This is a genomic window from Isobaculum melis, from assembly GCF_900111355.1.
Taxonomy (GTDB): Bacteria; Bacillota; Bacilli; order Lactobacillales; family Carnobacteriaceae; genus Isobaculum; species Isobaculum melis.
Window position 1 is genome coordinate 16,615 of sequence record NZ_FOHA01000019.1, and the last position, 23,048, is coordinate 39,662.

Genomic DNA, 23,048 nt, shown 5'->3' on the forward strand with positions numbered 1-23,048 from the left:
ATAAGGGAGAAATAATAGTAGGGGGATGATTACTCTATTGAATTGTTTTGAAATATTGGGAATCGCTTAAAAGTAATTTTTTGACTTAAGATACTAACCGAAAGTTATGGGGAACTTATTATTCTTATGAAAGATTAGTAGCTTACCTCAGAAAATTGCCTCAATTAATTAGATAAAGGGGAGAGGGATTTATTATGGGGAAACCTAAAAAGTTATCATTGTTTGGATTGATCGGTATTACAATGGCATTCTTCGGAACTGTACGTAGTGTACCAACATTAGCATCAACAGGATGGACGCAAATCTTCTATATGTTATTAGCAGCTTGTGTCTTTGCCTTACCGATTGCATTAATGTCAGCTGAGTTATCAACTGGTTGGCCAGAAGAGGGTGGCCCGCAAGTTTGGGTTAAAAATGCACTAGGCGAAAAATGGGGATTTGTTACTTCATGGTTACTATGGGTGCAAATGTTCTTCGGAATGGTTATGGTTGCATCAACAGTAGGTGTGTTATTAAGCTATGTGATTAACCAACCTGAACTAGCACACAACAATCTTTTCATTTTTCTAATGATCATTATTTCATATTGGGGGATTACACTTCTAAACTTGAAATTTGATATGGTAAAAATTGCTGGTGACTGGGGTGCGATTATTGGGGTTTACATTCCTTTCGTAGCACTTGTTGTTTTAGGTGTGATTTATTTTGCAAAACATGGGATTAATCCTGATAGTTATTTAGGTCATTTTGAAGCTGGTAAATTACTACCTGATTTTAGTGACTTAGGAAGCTTACCAACCTTAACAGGTATTATCTTTATCTTTGCTGGTGTTGAAATTTCTTCAGTTCATGCAAACAATATTGATAATCCAAAACGTAACTATCCAATTGCAGTAATTGCATCCGTATTACTATTAGTTGTCTTTAACTTAGTTGCTGGTTTAAGCGTTGCAGATGCTGTTCCAGCTGGACAAATGGAGCTTGCAGATATTACACAACCATTTGTTATCTTCACACAAGACTTAGGAATTCCATCAATTTTCAATAACATTATTTCATTAATGATTTTAATTGGTGTCCTTGTTCAATTAAGCGCATGGGTGCTTGGACCAAGTAAATCAATGATTAAAGTGGCAGATGAAGGCAACCTACCTCCATTCTTCCAAAAACGTACAAGCAAAGGCATTCCAATTACTTTCGTATTGATTCAAGCAGTTGTCATTTCACTTGTTTCATTCTTATATGTTGTCATTCCAGATATTAGTGCAGCGTTCCTAATCATTACCATTACAACAACGATTTTATATTGTATCGTTTACTTGTTGATTTCAATTTCAGCGATTAAATTACGCTATAAAATGCCAAATGTTGAACGTCCGTTTAGATTAGGAAGCAAAGGCAATGGTTTAATGTGGTTTGTTGCTTCATTATCAATTGTTGCAGTTGTTGTAACAATTTTAGTGAGTTTGATTCCACCAGCTTCAATTGCTGAAAGTGCACATACTGGTTATGTGATTTATCAAGTGGCAGCAACAGTTATTATGGTTGTCATTGCCTTGGTTATTTATAAATTTAAAAAACCTGAATGGAAAAAGAAAGAAAAATAAAGCATTAGATTGAATAAAATTAGGGGAAATAAATATAGGGGGAATTTCAAATGAAAAACACATTTAACACAGAAAACACTAACTTAAAAGCTTTATTCTTAGGCGATAAAGGTGAAAATGTTGATTTATTCAAAGAATTATTAAATAAAATGGTAGATGAACATGTTGGTTGGAGACAAAACTACATGCCACAAGATTTACCAGTGATTACACCGCAAGATAGAAGCTCAAAAGAATTCCAAGAAACAGCAGATCATATGAGAAGCGTCTTTAACTTATTATCTTCACGCTTACGTACTGAATCATTACCATGGCATACAGCAGGTCGTTTCTGGGGTCATATGAACTCTGAAACATTAATGCCTTCAATTATTGCTTATACAGCAGCAATGCTTTGGAATGGTAACAACGTTGCGTATGAATCATCTCCAGCAACTTCTCAAATGGAAGAAGAAGTCGGAATGGAATTTGCAACATTAATGGGTTATCAAAACGGTTGGGGACACATTGCCGCTGATGGTTCAATTGCGAACTTAGAAGGTTTATGGTATGCCCGTAACATGAAATCATTACCACTTGCAATCAAAGCAGTTGTTCCTGAAATGGTAGAAGGTAAAACTGAATGGGAACTACTAAACATGTCTACAACAGAAGTCTTAGACATTTTAGATAAAGTCCAAGATAAAGTGGATGAAATCAAAGCTGAATCAGCTCGTAGTGGTAAAAACTTAGATAAATTAGGTAAATGGATTGTGCCACAAACAAAACACTATTCATGGTTAAAAGCTGCTGATATTATCGGTATCGGTTTAGATCAAGTCATCGCCGGTGAAGTCAATAGCGAATACCGTATGGATATTGATAAATTAGAAGCACAAATTCGCGATTTAGCAGCACAAGGTATTCCAACTCTTGGTGTTGTAGGTGTGGTTGGTTCAACTGAAGAAGGACAAGTTGACCGTATTGACCAAATCATTGCATTACGCGATAAATTAGCTGCAGAAGGCATTTACTTCTATGTACACGTTGATGCTGCTTACGGTGGTTATGGACGTTCAATCTTCTTAGATGAAAACGACAAATTCATCGAATGGGATAAAATCGAAGAAGTTTACGCTAAAAATGGCATCTTCATGGAAAAAAATGATTGGTTAACCAGAGAAGTTTATGAATCATTTAAAGCAATTGAACAAGCTGAATCAGTCACAATTGACCCTCATAAAATGGGTTATATCCCTTACTCAGCTGGTGGTGTCGTAATCAAAGATATCCGTATGCGTGACGTGATTTCTTACTTCGCAACTTATGTATTTGAAAAAGGTGCTGATATTCCAGCGTTATTAGGTGCTTATATTCTTGAAGGTTCAAAAGCTGGTGCAACTGCTGCCGCTGTCTGGACTGCTCATAAAGTATTACCACTTAACGTAACTGGCTACGGTAAATTGATGGGTGCAAGTATTGAAGGAGCTTACCACTTCTATCATTTCATCGATGGTTTAGAATTCCAAGTTGGAGACAAAACAATCGAAATGCACGCTTTAACCAAACCAGACTTTAACATGGTTGACTATGTATTTAACGAAAAAGGCAACACTGACCTTGTGAAAATGAACAAATTAAACCATGATTTCTATGACTATGCTTCATATGCAAAAGGTGGCTTATATAACAACGAATTCATTACTTCACACACAGACTTCGCGATTGAAGAATATGGTCACAGCCCATTTGAATTCGTAAATAGCTTAGGCTTCTCACGCGCTGAATGGGAACGTGCTGATAAAGTAACCATCCTACGTGCTGCAGCAATGTCACCATATATGAATGATAAAGAAGTCTTTGACGAATATGCAGAAAAAATTAAAAATGCGATTCAAAGCAAACTTGAAGCAATCTATGCTGAAGAAGCTTAATTGAACCAAAGAAAATTTGATGTTGCTTGCTTAGAGTGTGTCTTAAAACTACAGTGGTATCTGAATTTTTCAGTGATGATGGTGGAAATCTAGAAAGAAAACACAGTTAATGTGGTGCATAAGCGCGTATTTCTGACGACGAGTTCCACCATCATCGCGAAAATATTCGCCGCTGAAGTTTTAAGATACGCTCTAGTATAAAGTAAGAGCTCCCAAGTTTTAAGTAAGCAAGATTAAAAAGGATGAGGGAATGAGTAGTGGATCAAATCTGCTAGACATTCCCTCGTTTTTTATTAAACAGAAATGGAAGTGTGTCAAATGACAATACAGAAGGTCTTAACAATTGCAGGCTCAGATACAAGTGGTGGTGCTGGTGCACAAGCAGATTTAAAAACGTTTCAAGAATATGGTGTTTATGGCATGAGTGTGTTAACATCAATTGTCAGTATGAATCCAGCTAAAAATTGGCATCATGAAGTCTTTTTAGTACCACATGAAATGATCCAATGGCAGCTAGCGACGATGGAGTCTGTTCAAACCATTGCGAGCTTAAAAACAGGAATGCTCGGAACAAATGAAACCATTGAAACAGTTGGCGCATTCATTCAAAACAATCAAATTCCTTTTTATGTGATGGACCCAGTCATGGTCTGTAAAGGGGAAAATGAAGTCATGGATCCAGAAAGTGTTGTCAAAATGAAAGAGATTTTGTTACCACTTGCAACCATTACCACACCTAATCTTTTTGAAGCGAGTCAATTAGCAGATATGCCACCGCTTCGATCAATTGAAGAGATGCAAGAAGCAGCGAAAAAAATTGTGGCACTAGGTGTTCCTGCTGTTGTGATTAAAGGTGGAACTAGATTAGCAGGCAATGAAGCAGTTGATGTCTTTTATGATGGCACTCACTTTGAAAATTTACGTACGGAAAAAATCGATACAACCTATAATCATGGGGCAGGTTGCACGATGGCTGCAGCGATTACAGCAGGCTTAGCACAAGGCTTATCAGTATTAGATGCAGTGATAAAAGCCAAAGCTTTTGTCGCAGCAGGAATCCAAGCAGGTTTTCCATTAAATCAGTTTGTTGGACCAGTTTGGCATGGCGCATATCATGAAGCAGAAAATAGAGCTTAATCATCATAAATAGCAGTGAAAAGTAGGGATAAAAAGGGGATAAAGAGGATGAAAAAAAATGTCACAATCAAAGAATCACTTTTTCTTTTAGTTGTACTATTAGCAGTGATCGGAACTTGTATTATTGGATTTGCAATACCCGCTCATGTAGCGATTTTATTTGCATTGGCAATTGTTTTGCTATTTTCCGCAATTAAGGGGTTTTCTTGGCAAACAATCCACGAGGGCATTCAAGAAGGAATCACACCAGGATTAGTGCCAATTATCATCTTTATCTTAATTGGGGCTTTAATCAGTGTCTGGATTGCAGCAGGAACCATTCCAACGATTATGGTCTATGGCTTTAGTGTGTTATCTGCAGATTTCTTTTTACCAACAGTATTTGTGATTTGTGGTGTAGTGGGGGCTACTGTAGGCAGTTCCTTTACAACTGTTTCAACTGTAGGGATTGCGTTTGCAGGTATGGGGAGCATTATGGGGTTTAACCCAGCGTTAACTGCAGGAGCCATTGTTTCAGGTGCGTTCTTTGGTAATGCCATTTCTCCTTTATCTGATACAGCCAATTTAGCGGCGGCGATTGCAGAGGTTGATTTATTTGATCATATAAAAAATGAATTAAAAACAGCAATGCCTGCGTTTATTTTGACCTTTATCGCATTTGTTTTGATGGGTCAAGCCTCACATGGCAATGTTGCAGGAGATGATATTCAAAGTATTATTGATACATTAAACAACTCTTATACCATTTCAATTGTCACTTTAATACCAGTACTTGTATTATTTTATAGCGCTTGGAAAAAAATCCCGGCGATTCCTACTTTATTAATGAGTATCCTATTATCCATAGTGATTCGTTATATTTACTATCCGGCAACTTCTATTGGCCAAATTGCAGCAATGATTCAAGATGGCTTTGTTTCAACAACAGGAGTAGAAAATGTCGATGTATTGCTGACCCGTGGCGGCATGCAAAGTATGATGTGGTCTGTTTCCTTAATTATTCTAGCCTTATCCTTAGGCGGTTTATTGGTGAAATTAAACATTATTGAGACCATTTTGGCACAAATCGAAGATTTTATGCAAACAAAAAGCAGATTAATCCTCTTAACAGCACTCAGCTCAATTGGGGTAAATCTATTGATTGGGGAGCAATACCTATCGATTATTCTTCCTGGGAAAGCCTTCAAAAATAATTATGAAAAAGCACAGGTAGAGAATAAATACCTCTCTAGGATATTGTTTGATGCAGGCGCTGTGATCAATCCATTAATCCCTTGGGGCGTAAGTGGTGTATTTATTGCAGGGACGCTAGGTGTTTCAACCTTAGATTACTTGCCATTTACTTTCTTCTGTTTATTCACACCTGTTATTAGTATCTTGCTTGGCTTTGTCAATAGAAAAAGTAAAAAGTAGGGCAATTGATTTTTAGCTAAATATCTATCAAGCTATTTCTGTATGGTTAGAGAAGAAGGACGATCACTAAAACAAGTTGCTTTCTAATCCGCACATTTGTTTTTGGTAAATGAAAAAAGAACCCCAACCTATTGCCTTAGGTTGGGGTTTTGCGTTCTTTTGATCGATTTCTAACGTTTCGCAAGTTCATTATACCATGGTTGTTTTGTTCTTTCAAATGCCATCTGACGTTTGGAATTTTTTTATCGCACTATGTTCTTTTTTCGAGGTTTAATGACAAATTCATTGACAATAAAAATTAAGGTTACAACTAAAAAGAAAATTGCGATAACAGCTGTTGGAAATGTAAATGGATTAGGAAGCAAAATCGATAAAATAGCACTTGAAATCCAGATAGCAGATAAAATATTAAGCTTTTTTTTCATGAATAAAAACCTCCTATTTTTAATACCTTTATTTTAGCAAGGAAATCAAAAAAAAGATGATATTTTCCCAAATGGTAAGAAAATGGACCTAAATGGTATGACTAGCCCCTGACAAGGTGATCCCTAAAAAAATAAGAGTCACCCCTTCAATAAAGAGTAACTCTTACTTTTTTAACAACCATGAAACGCTTAATTTTCAAAATCAACTTCCATAATGGAACCTTCTGAATAATTCACAAACTGACGTAAGCGTGCAGCTAGTTCTCTTGAAATATCACCATTTTCATACATTTCTTGAATTCTTGCTCGTTCTGATGCGAGCACTTTCAGACGTAAATCATGGATATCACTTTCATAAGCTTGACGATCAATTTGCCCATATTGTTTGATTCGTTCAATTTTATTACGGTATTCAACAATTAAATGGTAAATGGCACTTTTTTTCGAGGGTGAAATATCTTTTTTATTTTTTTTCAAATAAAGAGATAATGTTTGAATGGCAGCTTTGGCACATTCTTTTTCAACAGCAAGAATTTCAACCACATGTGTATGGCTTTTTTTATTGCCAAACTTTTTGAAAACGATTTGCATAAAACGACGTGATTTTCTTTGTAAATAAATATTAAGCCAAATGAATTTAGCTCGGAAATCTTTATTCGAAAGCTTCAGTTTTTTTTCTAAAGCTTGTTCGTAAAAATGAAGAGAAAAATCAGATGCGGCTTGATTTTCTTTTAATTTTTCTAAACAAACAAATTCACTTTCAAAAGCCATTGTCCGTAAATCTCGCTCTTTCTCAATAAAGAAGGCAACATCCTCTTTGCTGTTTTGTTCAATTCGTAAATGGCGATTCATATGGTTATATTCATGCATTAAATCATAGGCCGCTAAACGATTCTCATCAGAAGTTTCTTTTTCCAACGTTTGAATGGCTACTTTGATGAGATGCATCCGTGCTTTGGTTTCAGAAATTTCTCCATTTTGCATCAATTCATGCAAGTTTCCTACATTTTCATCACCTGGTTCATCACCTGTCATTTCAATCCGTTTCTTCTGCTTAGTTAACAAAGGTAACGCAATTGTAGCGGCCAATAAACTAAGTAAAATCACACCTGAAGCAATAAATAACACCAGAGAACGTTCTGGGAAGATTGCACCAGAGTCAATGACATGAGGAATCGATAAAATCCCTGCCATTGTAATCGCACCACGCACACCTGTTAAGCCAGATAAAAGTGCGATGTAAAAGCTTGGCTTTATTTTCCCTTTTTGCTTTCCAAATGAGTAGTCATACTGCATATAACCATAAATCCAAATAATCCGAATCACAAGGAGCATAAACCAGATCAAGACGGCATAACCAATGGCACGAATATTCCCTATATGAGGATTTTGGATGGTTTCTCTCATCGCAACAGGAAACTCAATTCCTAAAATTAAGAAGACAATCCCATTCAATAAATAAATAATAATATCCCATGTTCGTTCAGTTAGCATATGGATTTCTGCTAAATAATCTTTTGCAAAATTCTTTTTGGTACTCGCAACCAAACCAGCGGCCACTACGGCAATGACACCAGAGGCGTGGAAATGATCTTCGGCCACAAAATAAATTAAAAATGGTGCAATTATTTGAAGGGAAGTATGCAAAATCACATCATTGATCCCTTGTTTCATTAACCAAATTTTCAATAAATGAATTAGAATCATTAAAATAAACCCAATAATTGCACCTGCAATTGCCATATAAAAGAATTCTAAAGTAGCATTTTTAAATGAGAAAAACCCAGTTACAGTAGCAGCAATTGCATATTTAAAGGCAATCAAGCCACTGGCATCATTAATTAAACTTTCTCCAGTGACTAAACTTAAAATACCAGGAGGGAGCTTGACTCTTTCTGCAATCCCATGCACCGCCACTGTATCTGTGGGAGCTAAAATCGCAGCTAAAGCAAAAGAGACAACCAAAGGAATTTCTGGTACGATTTTATGAATCAAAAAACCACCTAAAAAAGTAATAATAAATACAAGTAAAATCGCATTGGCGAAAATAGGGGCACGTAATTTCCATAATTCCTTATTTGGATAATGCTTTCCATCATTAAATAAAAGTGGTGCAATAAATAACAGCATAAACCAGCTGGTTTCTAATTCAATTTGAATATCTGCAAAAAGTGCAACAATAATTCCTACACCCACTTGGATTAAAGCGGTGGGAATGGAGACTAAGTAATGGCTGATGACATTGGAAACGAGTACCAGTACTAAAAGTAGCATGGTAGCTTCTAAAATTGGCAAATACATCATTCCTTTCTTTTTAAGGCTTTTATTATATCATATTTTTGTTTGCTTTTTTGGTAAAAATACCTATTAGACAGCCAAAACTTGCTGCCAACTTGCTGCCAATAAGTAGCAGACTGAGTTTTTCTCCATCTAAAAATGACAGAATTGCACGAGAGAAAGATAAGTGATACCGCTTATTTGGAGAGTCCTTTGCTTCAAAGCATTTTCCTTGTTCAGCTTGTGATGAGGTGTTGCTTGATAGCAATTTGTTTTCTTTTCAAATGATTTCAGTTAAAATAGAAGAAAATCAGGAAAGGGGCCAAGCCATGATTGAAATAGGATTAGTCGGTTGGAGTGGACATGATACCTTATACATAAGTAAAAAAAATCAATTAATGGATTATTGTAGTCATTTTCCTTTGGTAGAGATTGATACCAGCTTTTATGGCATTCCTAAAAAATCCACCATTAAACAATGGGTAGAGCAAACACCGGCTACCTTTAAATTTATTTTGAAAGCTTTCCAAGGAATGACGAAGCATAAGGAATGGTCAGATTTTTATGAGACAGAAGAAGAAATGTTTGAGACCTATAAACAAATGCTAACAGGACTACTTGAAGCCGAAAAATTAAAAACAATCCTTTTTCAATTTCCGCCCTTCTTTGCATGTACAGTAGAAAATGTGGCCTATCTAAAGATCATTCGCAAACAGCTGCCTAAATTACCAATTGCTGTTGAGTTTAGAAATCCGACATGGTATCAGCCAGCATACCAAGAAAAAATGTTTCAGCTTTTGACTGAGCTTCAATTCAGTCATGTAATCGTGGATCAGCCACAAACTCCAGGTAATAGTGTACCCTTAGTCCCAAAAGTGACCATTCCGCAATATACAATTGTGAGGCTACATGGTAGAAATTTTGAGGGCTGGGGGCAAGGGAAGACCCAAAATTGGCGTGCAACAAGAACCTTATATTGTTATCAACCAGAAGAAATTGCGACATTTGCTCAGTTGGCAGCAGAATTAAGCAAGGTTTGTAAAGAGGTTATTTTTATTTTTAATAATAATTCAGGTGGCGATGCAGCGCCAAATGCAAAACAGCTACAAGAAAGTTTAGCCATTCAATTTGAGGGACTGGCACCAAGACAATTAGGCTTAGAGCTGTTCTAGCAAGACTTATGTTCAGCTCAATTAATGGACAACATCCCTTACGAAAAGTTAAAACGGCACTGTTGAAAAAGAGGATAAATGGTTAAAGTTATGTAGTAGAAAATTTGTATCACATCAATCAAACGAAATGCATCAAGCGAAACACCAAAACAATTGATAAGTGAATATCAGCTTCAGGAGAAAGTGTCTTGCAAACGTTTTTTTTCTGTAGTATACTTGGAGCTATTAAAAGGATTGTTACTGCATTTGTCAGGCAAAACCTAAATTAATCCAAGAACTATAGCTGTTTTCAAGTATAGTGTTAGGATTAGTTTGGGTTTTTCTTTTTATCCTAATAAAGGAGGCTGTGGGGATAATGAGAATAGAGAAAGTATTGAACAACAACGTGGTACTTGCTTCGAATGCTGAAAACAAGGAAATTGTTGTCATGGGAAGAGGCCTAGCTTTTCAAAAAAAAGCTGGCGACGAAATTGATCAGGCAAAAATTGAAAAAACATTTATCATGGAAACACAAGAACTAATGGAAAAGCTTTCTGAACTTTTAAAAGGGATTCCGCCCCTTCATTTGGAAATTGCAGATGAAATTGTTCAATATGCGCAAGAAGAATTACACACCAAACTGAGTGACAATATTTATTTAACCCTAACAGATCATATCCATTTTGCAGTCATTCGCTATGAACAAGAAATGGGTTTAAAAAATGTCCTGCTTTGGGAAATTAAAAAGTTTTATCCAGATGAATTTGCTATTGGCGATTATGCGTTAAAAATCATTAAAGAGAAGCTAAATCTTACCTTAAATGAAGATGAAGCAGGATTTATTGCCATGCACATTGTTAATGCAAGACAAGATGGTCAAGAAATGCAAGACACAGTGGCTATGACAGAAATTGTGAATAATGCAGTCAATATCGTTTCCTATCATTATGGGATTCGCTTGGATGAATCATCCTTAAATTATACAAGATTCATTACCCATTTAAAATATTTTGCCCAGCGGATGGTCAAGAAAGAAATTATCCCATCAGGCGATGATTTCTTATATGAACAAGTCCAAATAAAATACCCAAAAGCCTTTGAATGTGCCAATAAAATTAATTATTATTTACAAGAAACGTATCATACAACATTGACTAAAGATGAGCAGGTTTACCTGACGATTCATATTTACCGCGTAACAGAAGGTACAGAGACTAAAAAAGAAAAATCATAAGCAAACAGGATTGTTACTGGTGATGCAGGCAAAACCTAAGTGAGTGGAAGAGTGCAGCGATGCAATCGAACTATTCGTTTAGGTTTTTTCTTTCTTATCAATTCAAGAGAGAGACGCAGGCATCAATCGTTAACATAGATAAAAAAGGAGAGCTGAAAAATGGAGAATAAACAAATAGCAAAAGAGGTTTTAATGTTAGTAGGGGGAGAAGAAAATGTGATTTCGCTTGTACATTGTGCAACGCGTCTACGTTTTAAGTTAAGAGATGTAAAAAAAGCGGATAAAGAAGCCCTACAAAATCATGAAGAAGTGATTAGTGTGGTTGAAAGTGGCGGTCAATTCCAAGTTGTCATTGGCAATCATGTGAATTTAGTTTATAGAGAAATATTAGCGCAGTCAGGGATTGGTGAACGCACAGAAGAAACAGAAGAATCCAATGGCAGTGAGACTATTTTAGGTCGTTTTATTGACTTGGTTTCTGGTATTTTCACCCCATTCTTAGGTGCGATGGCAGGAGCAGGGGTTCTAAAAGGTTTCTTGGCTTTAGCAACACAATTAAATTGGCTAACCGCTACAGATGGCACTTATCGTGTATTAATGGCAGCGGCAGATGGTATTTTCCATTTCCTACCTATCTTTTTAGCGGCTACAGCTGCTAAGAAATTTAAAACCAATCAATTTATTGCAATGGGAATTGCAAGTGCCTTAGTTTATCCAGATTTAAATGGCGCCTTTTTTGCTGGTGAAAAACTGACATTCTTTGGCATTCCAGTCATTCTCATGAACTATGCATCATCTGTTATTCCAATTATTTTAGCAGTTTACTTATTGAGCCATTTAGAAAAATTTGTAGAACCAAAGCTACATTCAAGTGTGCGTAACATTTTAACACCACTTATTTGTTTAGTTGTGATGGTACCACTTTCATTTCTATTAATCGGACCAGTAGGTAGCTATGCAGGAATTGCATTAGGAAATGCTTATGAATGGTTATATAGCTTAAGTCCAATTGTTGCAGGAATCTTTATGGGAGCAGGCTGGCAAGTATTTGTAATGTTTGGCTTACATTGGGGCTTTATTCCAATTGTCAATATTAACTTGGCTGCAAATGGCTTTGATACAATGACTGCATTATTTGCACCGTCTGTTTTTGCACAAGCAGGTGCTTCACTAGCAGTAGGAACAAAAACAAAAGATGCGAAGTTAAAATCTCTTTCATTCTCAGGTGTCATCACTTCCTTATTTGGGATTACAGAACCAACTGTTTATGGTGTCACTTTAAAACTAAAAAAACCATTTATCGCTGCTTGTATTGCAGGGGGAATTGGGGGAGCAATCGCAGGAATGGGTGGTTCAAGAGTTGTAGCAGTTGTGATGCCAAGTATTTTAAGTATTCCGGCCTTTGCAGGCGTTGGTTTCATTTACTTCTTAATTAGCTTACCAGTCGCATTTATTCTTGCATTTGCTCTAACCTATGCACTAGGATTTAAAGATGTTGGCGCTCAAACCGTAGCGACAGAAATTGTTCCAGCAGTTGAAGTAAGCAGTGAGCCAGAACAAGCTGAATCAGTGATTCAAAAATCCGTTGCAGTAAGTCCTTTAACAGGTACACTTCTACCTTTATCAGAAATAAAAGATGAAGTTTTTGCTTCAGGCGCATTAGGTCAAGGCGTAGCCATTGAGCCAACCGAAGGAAAATTAGTTTCACCCGTTGCAGGTACTGTGACAACATTATTTCCAACCTTACATGCTGTAGGAATTACAGGCGATGATGGCGCAGAATATTTATTACATGTAGGCATGGACACCGTGCAATTAGATGGGAAATACTTTACCGCACACGTGCAACAAGGAGATCAAGTAACAGCAGGCCAATTACTAACAGAATTTGATATTGAAGGCATCCAATCAGCAGGCTATCCCGTAACGACCCCAGTTATCATCACAAACTCTGCGGATTATTTAGATCGATTAATTACAGAGGAACAACAGGTAACAGCAGGTGATTATCTTTTAACTCTCGTTGCTTCATTCAACTAAGCGAAAAGAAGAGCGTACAAATAATGACTTGACCTGTAATGGATTACAGATGTTAAGGTAGAAAAGAACCAAAGAATGAAGGGAGCTTTCAAAATGACAGAAAAAAATACAACATTTCCAAAAAACTTTTTATGGGGCGGTGCCGTTGCTGCCAATCAATGTGAGGGCGCTTATTTAACAGATGGTAAAGGCTTATCACCGGTAGATGTTTTACCAGATGCAGCACATGGACGTTGGGATGTATTAGCCAACCCAAAATTAGCTATGGAGAAAACATTTGATTTTTACCCAAGCCATGAATCAATTGATTTTTACCATCGCTACAAAGAAGACTTAGCATTAATGGCGGAAATGGGCTTTAAAACCTTCCGTACATCCATTTGCTGGGCACGTATTTTCCCAAATGGTGATGATCAAGCACCAAATGAAGCAGGCTTAAAATTTTATGATGATTTATTTGATGAATGCTTAAAACATGGCATGGAGCCATTAATTACGATCAATCACTTTGACACACCAATTGCCTTGATGAAAAATTATGGTGGCTGGAAAAATCGTCAATTAATTGATTTTTACTTAAACTATTGCGACGTAATCTTCAAACGCTACAAGGACAAAGTAAAGTATTGGTTAACCTTTAACGAAATCAATATGCTTTTGCATATTCCTTTCTTTGGTGGCGGTATTGATATCGTAGGCGAAGAACATCCAGAGCAAATCAAATATCAAGCAGCGCATCATCAATTAGTGGCATCTGCAAAAGCGACTCAATTAGCGCATGAAATCAATCCAGACTTTAAAATTGGTTGTATGCTTGCAGCAGGAACAACCTATCCAAATACCTGTAATCCAAAAGATGTTTGGGCAGCACTTGAAGCAGATCGTGAAGGCTATTTCTTCATTGACGTACAAGCGCGCGGTCAGTATCCAAGCTACAGCAAACGCTTCTTTAAAGAAAACAATATTCAATTAGAGCTAGCGGAAGGAGACTTAGAAGTCTTAAAGAACCATCCAGTAGACTTCATCTCATTTAGCTATTACTCATCAAGATTAACCAGTGCAGATCCTGAAGTGAATCAAAAAACAGAAGGAAATGTTTTTGCAAGCCTAAAAAATCCTTATTTAGAAGCAAGCGAATGGGGCTGGCAAATTGATCCGCTAGGTTTAAGAACAACGATGAATGCCATTTATGATCGTTACCAAAAACCATTATTTATTGTTGAAAATGGTTTAGGTGCAGTGGATCAAGTTGAAGCAGATGGTTCAATCAATGATGATTACCGTATTGATTATTTACGTGAACATGTACGTGAAATGGGCGAAGCCATCGAAGATGGCGTAGAATGCTGGGGCTATACACCATGGGGTTGTATTGACTTAGTGAGTGCAGGCAGTGGCGAAATGAAAAAACGTTATGGCTTTATCTATGTAGATCGCGATAATGATGGAAACGGTACACTTGCTCGTTCTAAAAAGAAATCATTTGATTGGTATCAAAAAGTGATTGGTTCAAATGGTGCAGAGATTGATTAATTGAATAAAAATAAGAGGTGCCTTACTGAGTTTAGTAAGGTTCTTTTTTTAGTATGCCAGTTTAAGATAATCAAAAATATTCATTCTTCTACAACCCTTCTAGTTATTAATATAAATAAAATATCAAAAAAAACATTTTTATTTTAAAATCAAATCATTCTGTACTGCATTTATTAAGTGAAGTATTTCGCTTACCAATTAAGGAAGAATATTACCATAAATAAGCAACCAAAAGCCCCATTACAAAAACAGGTGCTACTTTGATCAATAACAGTGCAATTAAAGAGAAAAGTAAAAACTTATATTGATTAAATAATTGTAAAAGCTCATTTGAAATCCAATTGCTGATAATTGTATCAACAGAATTAATGGGTTCGTCAGCTGTTTCAAGAGAAGTCGAATGTGTGTTAGAGGTTAATGGAACCATAGTGTTAGCTGAAATATTAATGGGAAAAGAAACAAAAATCGTTACCATACAGAATAAAATGAACAGAACCTTTTTTTTAGTTAGTGAATATCTATTCAAAAAAACCACCCTTTAAATTTTGATTTTTAATGTAAAAAACAAGTGTTTTTTACATTTTTTAAAAGAGTAGAAACTAAAAAAAGCAAAACGTGACAGTAGCAATGTTTTGCATGATTGAATTGCCCAAAGGATACCTTTAAAAGGTATAGAAAAAAGCTTGTGAATTAAACACTTGTTACTTGCAACATCATCATAAAGGAATGGAGAAAGCTTGTCAAATCACTATTTCTTAATGAAATCTTTAGAAAGAAATAATGTTTTTTTTGAATAGAAAAATAGGTGGTGGACAAGATAAAAATTTATCATTAAATTCTTAAACAATAGTATCCACGGATTGCATTGCAATAACATTAAAGATAGGTCGAAGTATGGCCACTATTTTAGTGTATAATGAAAGACAGAAAAATAAATGAAGGTGGTATCGTACATGAACCTATTAATATGTGGTGGTGCAGGATATATTGGTAGCCATATGGTTGCATTGTTAATAGAAAAAGGGCATCAAGTAAGTGTGATTGATAACCTTTCAACTGGACATCAACAAGCACTTCCAACAGAAGTGAACTTCTATCAAGGCGATTTAAGAGATGAAAAATTTCTAAATGAAGTATTTGCAAACAATCAATTTGAAGCTGTGATTGATTTTGCGGCTTTTTCATTAGTTGGAGAAAGTGTAGAAAATCCATTGAAATATTTTGATAATAACGTAGGAAGTGTGATTCATCTATTAAAAGTTATGGCAAATCATCATGTAAAGAAAATTGTTTTCTCATCAACAGCTGCGACTTATGGTGAAGTGGAAGGGACAAACCTGATTACAGAAACAACACCAACAAAACCAATTAACCCTTATGGCGCTTCTAAAAAAATGGTAGAAGACATTTTAGAATGGAGTGATCAAGCTTATGGGATTAAATATACTGTTTTACGTTACTTTAATGTAGCTGGTGCCCATCCAGCAGGACTGATTGGCGAAGACCACCTATGTGAGACACATTTAATTCCATTAATTATTAAGGCGGCCCTAGGTGAAAGAGAGCATATCAAAATTTTTGGGGAGGATTATCCAACCCCAGATGGCACCTGTATTCGTGATTATATCCATGTAATGGACTTAGTCAATGCCCATTTGCTATCCTTAGAACGCCTAGAAAAAGGTGGCGCAAGCGCAATTTATAACTTAGGAAACGGCGCAGGCTTTTCTGTAAAAGAAATTGTAGAAGCTGTTGAACAGGTTGTAGGCGCAGAAATTCCTAAAGTAACAGAAGCTCGTCGTGCAGGGGATCCAGCAATCTTAGTAGCAAGCAGCGCAAAAGCAACAGCAGAATTGAATTGGCAACCAGCCTATACCGAAATCCAAGAAATCATTCAAACTGCTTGGAAGTGGCACCAAAGCCATCCAAAAGGCTATTCCAAATAAATTAAAATAAGCAGAATAAATTAAGCAAAGAAGCATTGCACTTCTTTGCTTTTTGTTGTAAAGTTAGGAGAGTAATTTGTGAAACAATCTTATTGTTTCACGAGAAGGAGCAAAGGAGTCAAAAAGATGAATCCAGAAGAATTCAAGCAAGCATTGTTGGAAAAAGGTATCAGCCTTAGTTCAAAACAAATGGCACAATTTAAGCGCTATTTTGAGCTACTAGTTGAATGGAATGAAAAAATCAACTTAACCGCGATTACTGAAGAAAAAGAAGTGTACTTAAAACATTTCTATGATTCAATATCTGCAAGCTTTTATCAAGATTTTAGTCAAGAAAAGCTTTCTATTTGTGATGTGGGTGCAGGTGCAGGTTTTCCAAGTTTGCCACTTAAAATCGTTTTTCCACAGTTAAAAATTACAATTGTGGATTCATTAAATAAACGCATTCAATTTTTGAATCTTTTAGCAAACGAATTAGATTTACAAAATGTGCATTTCTTCCATAGTCGTGCAGAAGATTTTGGGCAAAATAAAGCCTATCGAGAAACCTTTGATATAGTGACAGCAAGAGCAGTTGCTAGAATGAGTGTCTTGGCAGAATTGTGTTTACCCTTAGTCAGAAAAGATGGAGAATTTATTGCTTTAAAAGCATCTAGTAGTGAAGAAGAATTAGAAGCTGCTAAAAAAGCAGTCGCCTTATTAGGAGGAAAAGTGATTTCGGATCACCAATTTGAATTATCTGCTGAAGCAGGAGAGCGTCATATTGTTGTGATTCAAAAGAAAAAAGAAACGCCTAATAAATACCCTAGAAAAGCAGGCTTACCCAATAAAAAACCATTATAAAATCAAAAAACAAGTATTTTAGTCTGGTTAAACATACAAAAATCAACTGCATTTTGGTATAATAGGAAGTAAGAGAGTTTGCGAAAAAAGGAGCAGAAGTATGGCATTATCAAATATATTTGGTTCAGGAAAAGGCAAAAAGAAAAAAGAAGCGTTGGTAGAGGAAAAAATTGAGACAATTCCAGAAAATGAAGTTGTCCTAAATGATCCTTCAAAACAAGAAGTTCACCAAATCGACAGTACTAAAGTCGTACCGAATCGTTTCCAACCCCGCAAAGTTTTTCAACCAGAGAAGCTCAATGAATTAGCAAGAACCATTCACATTCATGGTTTAATTCAGCCGATTGTTTTGAGAGAGTATGCACCTGAGCAATATGAAATCATTGCAGGTGAAAGAAGATTCCGTGCGATGCAATTACTAGAATGGACATCCGTTCCTGCTTTAATTCAAGAAATGACGGACAGTGAAACAGCATCTGTTGCATTGATTGAGAACCTACAACGTGAAGAATTAACTGCAATAGAAGAAGCTAAAGCCTATCAGCAATTAATTGAGCTGAACAACTTAACGCAAGAAGCTTTAGCCCAAAGAGTGGGGAAAAGCCAATCATCTGTAGCGAATAAATTACGTTTATTAAAACTAACAGATGCGGTGCAACAAGCTATTTTAGTGAAAGATATTTCAGAACGACATGGTAGAAGTTTGTTGCCGTTAACAGAAGCAGAACAAACAGAAGTCGTTGCTAAAATTATTGCTGAAAACTTAAATGTGAAAGAAACAGAAGAGCTGGTTAAAAAAATTATCTTAGCCAAAAATCCAGAAAAGAAAGCACCTCAGAAACGTAAAGTTGGGATTTCAAAAGATGTTCGTTTAGCCTTAAATACGATTAAAAAATCACTCACAATGGTCAGTGATACCGGAATTGATTTAACAACGGAAGAAGAAGAACTAGATGATGTTTACCGCATTACAATCGAGATACCAAAACATAAGGGAAACAATCAAAAATAAAGAGCGATAAATGAAGTCATTCATTTTGAAAAGATGCGTAGAAGGTCTAAGACACGTATCTTAGACTTTTTCTATGAAAAAAAGTGAGTGGAAAGTAACAGGAGGGGAAAACATGGCTAGAGTCATTTCAGTAGCAAATCAAAAAGGTGGCGTTGGAAAAACAACCACTACCGTAAATTTAGGAGCTTGTTTAGCTTATTTAGGAAAAAAAGTATTATTGGTTGATATTGATGCACAGGGGAATGCGACAAGTGGATTAGGCATTCGTAAAGCAGATGTTGAAAAAGACATTTACGATGTTTTAGTCAATGAAACACCAATTAAAGAAGTTGTGATGGAAACATCCCGTGAAAATTTATGGATTATCCCAGCCACCATTCAACTAACAGGTGCTGAAATAGAATTAACCAATCAAATTGCAAGAGAAACACGTTTAAAGAATGCCTTACAAAAAGCTGGCAAGGATTACGATTATGTACTGATTGACTGTCCGCCATCACTAGGACATTTAACCATTAATGCATTTACTGCAAGTGATTCCATTCTTATTCCTGTCCAATGCGAATATTATGCATTAGAGGGATTAAGTCAATTGTTAAATACCGTCCGCTTGGTGCAAAAACACTTTAATAAGAATTTACGTATCGAAGGTGTATTGTTAACGATGCTAGATGCAAGAACAAACCTTGGTTATGAAGTTGTCGATGAAGTGAAGAAATATTTCCGCGAGCGTGTCTATAAAACCATTATTCCACGCAATGTTCGTTTATCAGAATCACCAAGTCATGGTTTATCAATTATTGATTACGATCCACGCTCAAGAGGGGCAGAAGTTTACCTAGAACTCGCAAAGGAAGTGTTGTTACGTGGCAAATAAAAATAGCAAAGGCTTAGGTCGAGGTATTGACGCTTTGTTTAGTAACTACAGTGATATTGAAGATATTGATGTTTCAGAAGAAACAGTGAAAGAACTCGCTTTAGCTGAGATTAGACCTAATCCATACCAACCCAGGAAAATTTTTGACGAAAATGCTTTAAATGAATTAGCTGATTCCATAAAAGCATCTGGTGTTTTCCAACCAATCATTGTCCGAGAATCATCTGTCAGAGGTTATGAAATTATTGCAGGTGAGCGAAGATTCCGTGCGTCAAAACTTGCAGGAAAAGACACTATTCCAGCCATTGTGAGAGAATTTACAGAACAAGCAATGATGGAAGTAGCCGTCTTAGAAAATTTACAACGTGAAGATCTAACACCATTAGAAGAAGCAGAAGCCTATGACATGCTCATGAAAAAATTAGATTTAACCCAAGAAGAAGTAGCCAAACGTTTGGGCAAAAGTAGACCTTATATTGCCAACTATTTGCGCCTGCTAGGCTTACCAGAAATGGTCAAAAAAGCTTTACAAGAGGAACAAATCTCAATGGGACAAGCTAGAACTTTATTAGGGTTAAAAGATAAAGACCAAATTATCCCAGTAGCTAAAAAAGTCATGAAAGAAAGCTTAACAGTACGACAATTAGAACAATTGGTTACCAATTTAAATGATCCTAAAACGGCAGTTAAAGAACCTGCTAAAAAAGTAGAGAAAAAACCTTACTATATTAGAGAAGGTGAAGATCGTTTAATGGATAAATTTGGAACAAATGTCACGATTTCAGAAAAAGGAAATAAGGGGCATATTGAAATTGAATACTTATCATTAGATGATTTAACAAGAATCCTGGATATTTTAAATATTCAATTTGATGAAGGATAAGGAGCCTGAAGCTGTTGAAAACGTATGGATTAAAGGACATTGTCGAGATGAAAAAACAACATCCTTGTGGCACGAATCGTTGGGAAATCATTCGAATGGGAATGGATATCCGAATAAAATGTGGAAATTGTGGACATAGTGTGATGTTACCAAGAAGAGAATTTGAGAAAAAAATGAAACGTGTATTGGTTTCTGCACAAGATACAGAAACGAAAGCATAATACAGAATAAAGGAAGCGTGAAAAAAGATGGCGTTAACAGCAGGAATCGTTGGATTACCAAACGTAGGAAAATCAACATTATTTAATGCAATTACAAAAGCAGGAGCAGAAGCAGCAAACTATCCATTTGCAACGATTGACCCCAATGTAGGAATGGTAGAAGTTCCAGATGCAAGACTACAAAGATTAACAGAATTAGTAGAACCTAAAAAAACAGTTCCAACCACATTTGAATTTACTGATATTGCAGGCATTGTTAAAGGGGCAAGTAAAGGGGAAGGATTAGGAAATAAATTCTTAAGCCATATTCGCCAAGTAGATGCGATTTGTCATGTTGTCCGTTGCTTCGATGATGAAAATATTACACATGTGGATGGAAAAGTAGATCCATTGTCTGATATTGAAACGATTAATTTAGAATTAGTCCTAGCTGATTTAGAATCTGTTGAAAAACGTCATGCACGCATTGCTAAAATTGCCAAAACAAAAGATAAAGAAGCTGTTGCAGAATTAGCGATTTTAGACAAAATCAAACCAGTCTTAGAAGCTGGTAAATCTGCAAGATCCATTGAATTTACAGAAGAAGAATTACCAATCGTGAAAAGTTTGTTCCTATTAACTACAAAACCAGTATTATATGTAGCCAATGTCAGTGAGGAAGAAGTTGTAGAGGGAACCAATCAACCCTATGTAAAATTAGTTGCAGAATTTGCTGCAAGTGAAAATTCAGAAGTTATTGTGATTTGTGCACGTGCTGAAGAAGAAATTGCAGAATTAGATGAAGAAGAAAAAACAGAATTCTTAGAAGCAATGGGCATTGCAGAATCTGGTTTAGATCAGTTGATTCGTTCAGCGTACCATTTACTAGGCTTGGCGACTTACTTTACTGCTGGAGTAAAAGAAGTACGCGCTTGGACCTTCCGTCAAGGCATGAGAGCACCACAAGCTGCGGGTGTGATTCATACAGACTTTGAAAGAGGATTTATTCGAGCAGAAACAGTCTCATTTGCAGACTTAGATGCACTAGGAACGATGCAAGCTGTAAAAGAATCAGGTAAGTTACGTTCAGAAGGAAAAAATTATGTTGTACAAGATGGCGATATTATGGAATTCCTATTTAATGTATAAGAAATAAAGCCGATGTAATTTTGAAAGGGGAACAATCAGTTGGAACAAGAAAAATTAAATGAACTCATATCAGAGAACAACACCCTAAAAGAAAAACTTACAAAAAGAAATGAACAATATATTTTTAGCTTAACCAAAGCTTTAGATGTAGCTAATCTAACAGAGGAAAGACAGGCGGTTATTCTAAATGATACGTTAAAACCTTTAGTGGATGGCCAGAAATCTGGTCAAACGGCACGACAACTCTTTGGAACTGTTACGGAATATACAACAGTCTTGTTGTCTAGTCCAGCGAAAGCTAAAGGAGTAGAAGGCAAAAGCTGGATGTATATGGTTGATGGTGGTTTGTTAATGACCGCTATGATGTGCCTAGTTTCAGCTATGTCAGGTTTCTTTAATAAGAATTCTGAAGGGACAGAGATGGGTTTACTTTCATTATTAATGGTATTTGTTCTTGGAGGAGCTGGTGTCTTGTTAATCACTAAAAATATGCCAGATCGTAGAGGTAATAAAAAAGGAAGCATTATCCGTTATTTACTTGTCAGCACAGCTGTTATTCTAGTTTGGGCATTTGCAATGGGAATTATCATTCTCGCTATCCCTCAATCAATTAATCCAACATTCTCAGCACCAGTATACGCCATTTTAGGAATTGGGTTATTTGCTGCTAAAATTTACTTGAAGAAAAAATGGAATTTACAAAATACATTTATGTAAAATAGAAAGACAAGTCTTATTTTAATGAGATTTGTCTTTTTTTATGCATAAAAATAATATTCTGATGAATAATAAAGAATTTATTTAATTCAACATAACGAAATATAGAGGGTGGGACTGTTTGTTTTTGTTGTTCTTTCAGTTGTTTTTCCGATTAATAGATTCAGATGGCATGTGAAGGTTCGTATTTTTAAAAAAATGCATAAAACTGTGAAATTATTGTTGACGACACGCTTGTAGGATGGTATTCTTATGAAGTCGCAAATGACGTAACACAAAAAGCACTTGCGAATAAATAAAAGAAGTTGTTGACATTTGCTTCTATAACTGATAATATATAGAAGTTGTCGAAAAGACGACGAACTAGACCTTTGAAAACTGAACAAAGTAAGACGAACCAAATGTGTAGGTTGTTTTAACAAGGTTAAAACAAACAACATTAGTGAATAAAATTCGCTAGCAATTCAAAAATAATGAGCTACAAGCACATTATAAAAATGACTTTAAACCTTCGGGTTTGAACGATACTTTTATGAGAGTTTGATCCTGGCTCAGGACGAACGCTGGCGGCGTGCCTAATACATGCAAGTCGAACGCTTCTTTTCTCCCGAATGCTTGCATTCAATTGAAAAGAGGAGTGGCGGACGGGTGAGTAACACGTGGGTAACCTGCCCATAAGAGGGGGATAACA

The 23,048-nt window shown here is 36.0% G+C and carries 19 protein-coding genes and 1 rRNA gene; 17 read left to right on the forward strand and 3 right to left on the reverse strand.

Translation table 11 applies throughout. The features are described 5' to 3' along the window. The first annotated feature begins 194 nt into the window (after positions 1–194). The 4 genes from tyrP (at position 195) to nhaC (ending at position 6,070) form a co-directional block, all read left to right on the forward strand. Positions 195–1,607, forward strand: coding sequence for a tyrosine-tyramine antiporter (gene tyrP / locus BMW29_RS11665; protein ID WP_092653583.1), 1,413 nt, complete (start codon positions 195–197; stop codon positions 1,605–1,607). A gap of 50 nt (positions 1,608–1,657) precedes the next feature. Then, entirely contained in the window at positions 1,658–3,520 is a 1,863-nt protein-coding gene (tdc, locus tag BMW29_RS11670) for a tyrosine decarboxylase (RefSeq protein ID WP_092653585.1), read from the forward strand. Positions 3,521–3,838: 318 nt separating this feature from the next. Continuing rightward, a complete protein-coding gene (thiD, locus tag BMW29_RS11675; protein ID WP_092653587.1) occupies positions 3,839–4,657 on the forward strand; it encodes a bifunctional hydroxymethylpyrimidine kinase/phosphomethylpyrimidine kinase in 819 nt (272 codons plus the stop codon). Positions 4,658–4,696: 39 nt separating this feature from the next. Further along, on the forward strand, positions 4,697–6,070 hold the full coding sequence (gene nhaC, locus BMW29_RS11680) for a Na+/H+ antiporter NhaC (RefSeq protein WP_425431604.1): 1,374 nt from the start codon (positions 4,697–4,699) through the stop codon (positions 6,068–6,070). A gap of 242 nt (positions 6,071–6,312) precedes the next feature. Here nhaC and BMW29_RS11685 read toward each other — a convergent pair whose 3' ends face one another. Together BMW29_RS11685 and BMW29_RS11690 are read right to left on the reverse strand one after the other, a co-directional pair. Next, positions 6,313–6,495, reverse strand: a complete 183-nt coding sequence (locus BMW29_RS11685) for a hypothetical protein (RefSeq protein ID WP_092653591.1) — start codon at positions 6,493–6,495, stop codon at positions 6,313–6,315. A gap of 189 nt (positions 6,496–6,684) precedes the next feature. Next, positions 6,685–8,796, reverse strand: a complete 2,112-nt coding sequence (locus tag BMW29_RS11690; RefSeq protein ID WP_425431603.1) for a cation:proton antiporter — start codon at positions 8,794–8,796, stop codon at positions 6,685–6,687. A gap of 305 nt (positions 8,797–9,101) precedes the next feature. Here BMW29_RS11690 and BMW29_RS11695 point away from each other — a divergent pair, with 305 nt between their 5' ends. From BMW29_RS11695 to BMW29_RS11710, 4 genes are all read left to right on the forward strand, one after another. Next, the gene (locus tag BMW29_RS11695; RefSeq protein WP_092653620.1) at positions 9,102–9,944 is read left to right on the forward strand and encodes a DUF72 domain-containing protein; all 843 of its coding nucleotides are present in this window, start codon (positions 9,102–9,104) and stop codon (positions 9,942–9,944) included. Positions 9,945–10,299: 355 nt separating this feature from the next. After that, entirely contained in the window at positions 10,300–11,157 is an 858-nt protein-coding gene (gene licT / locus BMW29_RS11700; protein ID WP_092653594.1) for a BglG family transcription antiterminator LicT, read from the forward strand. Positions 11,158–11,316: 159 nt separating this feature from the next. Beyond that, a complete protein-coding gene (locus BMW29_RS11705; RefSeq protein ID WP_092653596.1) occupies positions 11,317–13,197 on the forward strand; it encodes a beta-glucoside-specific PTS transporter subunit IIABC in 1,881 nt (626 codons plus the stop codon). Between the two features lie 93 nt (positions 13,198–13,290). Beyond that, the gene (locus tag BMW29_RS11710) at positions 13,291–14,730 is read left to right on the forward strand and encodes a 6-phospho-beta-glucosidase (RefSeq protein ID WP_092653598.1); all 1,440 of its coding nucleotides are present in this window, start codon (positions 13,291–13,293) and stop codon (positions 14,728–14,730) included. Positions 14,731–14,941: 211 nt separating this feature from the next. Here BMW29_RS11710 and BMW29_RS11715 read toward each other — a convergent pair whose 3' ends face one another. After that, positions 14,942–15,256 carry a hypothetical protein gene (locus BMW29_RS11715; RefSeq protein ID WP_143047365.1) on the reverse strand — a complete coding sequence of 105 codons (315 nt, stop codon included), beginning with the start codon at positions 15,254–15,256 and terminating at the stop codon, positions 14,942–14,944. Between the two features lie 427 nt (positions 15,257–15,683). On the opposite strand from BMW29_RS11715, the gene galE reads away from it, so the two are divergent. From galE to BMW29_RS11760, 9 genes are all read left to right on the forward strand, one after another. Beyond that, positions 15,684–16,676, forward strand: a complete 993-nt coding sequence (gene galE / locus BMW29_RS11720) for a UDP-glucose 4-epimerase GalE (protein ID WP_092653602.1) — start codon at positions 15,684–15,686, stop codon at positions 16,674–16,676. 126 nt (positions 16,677–16,802) lie between these two features. Beyond that, the gene (rsmG, locus tag BMW29_RS11725) at positions 16,803–17,519 is read left to right on the forward strand and encodes a 16S rRNA (guanine(527)-N(7))-methyltransferase RsmG (RefSeq protein WP_092653604.1); all 717 of its coding nucleotides are present in this window, start codon (positions 16,803–16,805) and stop codon (positions 17,517–17,519) included. A gap of 100 nt (positions 17,520–17,619) precedes the next feature. Beyond that, positions 17,620–18,531, forward strand: a complete 912-nt coding sequence (gene noc / locus BMW29_RS11730) for a nucleoid occlusion protein (RefSeq protein ID WP_092653606.1) — start codon at positions 17,620–17,622, stop codon at positions 18,529–18,531. 112 nt (positions 18,532–18,643) lie between these two features. Then, the gene (locus BMW29_RS11735) at positions 18,644–19,408 is read left to right on the forward strand and encodes a ParA family protein (RefSeq protein WP_092653608.1); all 765 of its coding nucleotides are present in this window, start codon (positions 18,644–18,646) and stop codon (positions 19,406–19,408) included. Further along, positions 19,398–20,291, forward strand: coding sequence for a ParB/RepB/Spo0J family partition protein (locus BMW29_RS11740; protein WP_092653610.1), 894 nt, complete (start codon positions 19,398–19,400; stop codon positions 20,289–20,291). The genes BMW29_RS11735 and BMW29_RS11740 overlap by 11 nt, the downstream gene beginning before the upstream one ends. Before the next feature lie 11 nt (positions 20,292–20,302). Further along, a complete protein-coding gene (locus BMW29_RS11745; protein WP_092653612.1) occupies positions 20,303–20,512 on the forward strand; it encodes a DUF951 domain-containing protein in 210 nt (69 codons plus the stop codon). Positions 20,513–20,539: 27 nt separating this feature from the next. Continuing rightward, a complete protein-coding gene (ychF, locus tag BMW29_RS11750; RefSeq protein ID WP_092653614.1) occupies positions 20,540–21,640 on the forward strand; it encodes a redox-regulated ATPase YchF in 1,101 nt (366 codons plus the stop codon). Positions 21,641–21,679: 39 nt separating this feature from the next. Continuing rightward, entirely contained in the window at positions 21,680–22,357 is a 678-nt protein-coding gene (locus BMW29_RS11755) for a DUF1129 domain-containing protein (protein ID WP_092653616.1), read from the forward strand. 528 nt (positions 22,358–22,885) lie between these two features. Next, positions 22,886–23,048 (forward strand): 16S ribosomal RNA (locus BMW29_RS11760); the annotation flags it as partial.

What these genes read in the sequence shown, in the direction of transcription:
- tyrP (WP_092653583.1), top strand. Translation starts at nt 195, where the DNA reads ATGGGGAAACCTAAAAAGTTATCATTGTTTGGATTGATCGGTATTACA.
- tdc (WP_092653585.1), top strand. Translation starts at nt 1,658, where the DNA reads ATGAAAAACACATTTAACACAGAAAACACTAACTTAAAAGCTTTATTC.
- thiD (WP_092653587.1), top strand. Translation starts at nt 3,839, where the DNA reads ATGACAATACAGAAGGTCTTAACAATTGCAGGCTCAGATACAAGTGGT.
- BMW29_RS11685 (WP_092653591.1), bottom strand. Translation starts at nt 6,495, where the DNA reads ATGAAAAAAAAGCTTAATATTTTATCTGCTATCTGGATTTCAAGTGCT.
- BMW29_RS11690 (WP_425431603.1), bottom strand. Translation starts at nt 8,796, where the DNA reads ATGTATTTGCCAATTTTAGAAGCTACCATGCTACTTTTAGTACTGGTA.
- BMW29_RS11695 (WP_092653620.1), top strand. Translation starts at nt 9,102, where the DNA reads ATGATTGAAATAGGATTAGTCGGTTGGAGTGGACATGATACCTTATAC.
- licT (WP_092653594.1), top strand. Translation starts at nt 10,300, where the DNA reads ATGAGAATAGAGAAAGTATTGAACAACAACGTGGTACTTGCTTCGAAT.
- BMW29_RS11705 (WP_092653596.1), top strand. Translation starts at nt 11,317, where the DNA reads ATGGAGAATAAACAAATAGCAAAAGAGGTTTTAATGTTAGTAGGGGGA.
- BMW29_RS11710 (WP_092653598.1), top strand. Translation starts at nt 13,291, where the DNA reads ATGACAGAAAAAAATACAACATTTCCAAAAAACTTTTTATGGGGCGGT.
- galE (WP_092653602.1), top strand. Translation starts at nt 15,684, where the DNA reads ATGAACCTATTAATATGTGGTGGTGCAGGATATATTGGTAGCCATATG.
- rsmG (WP_092653604.1), top strand. Translation starts at nt 16,803, where the DNA reads ATGAATCCAGAAGAATTCAAGCAAGCATTGTTGGAAAAAGGTATCAGC.
- noc (WP_092653606.1), top strand. Translation starts at nt 17,620, where the DNA reads ATGGCATTATCAAATATATTTGGTTCAGGAAAAGGCAAAAAGAAAAAA.
- BMW29_RS11735 (WP_092653608.1), top strand. Translation starts at nt 18,644, where the DNA reads ATGGCTAGAGTCATTTCAGTAGCAAATCAAAAAGGTGGCGTTGGAAAA.
- ychF (WP_092653614.1), top strand. Translation starts at nt 20,540, where the DNA reads ATGGCGTTAACAGCAGGAATCGTTGGATTACCAAACGTAGGAAAATCA.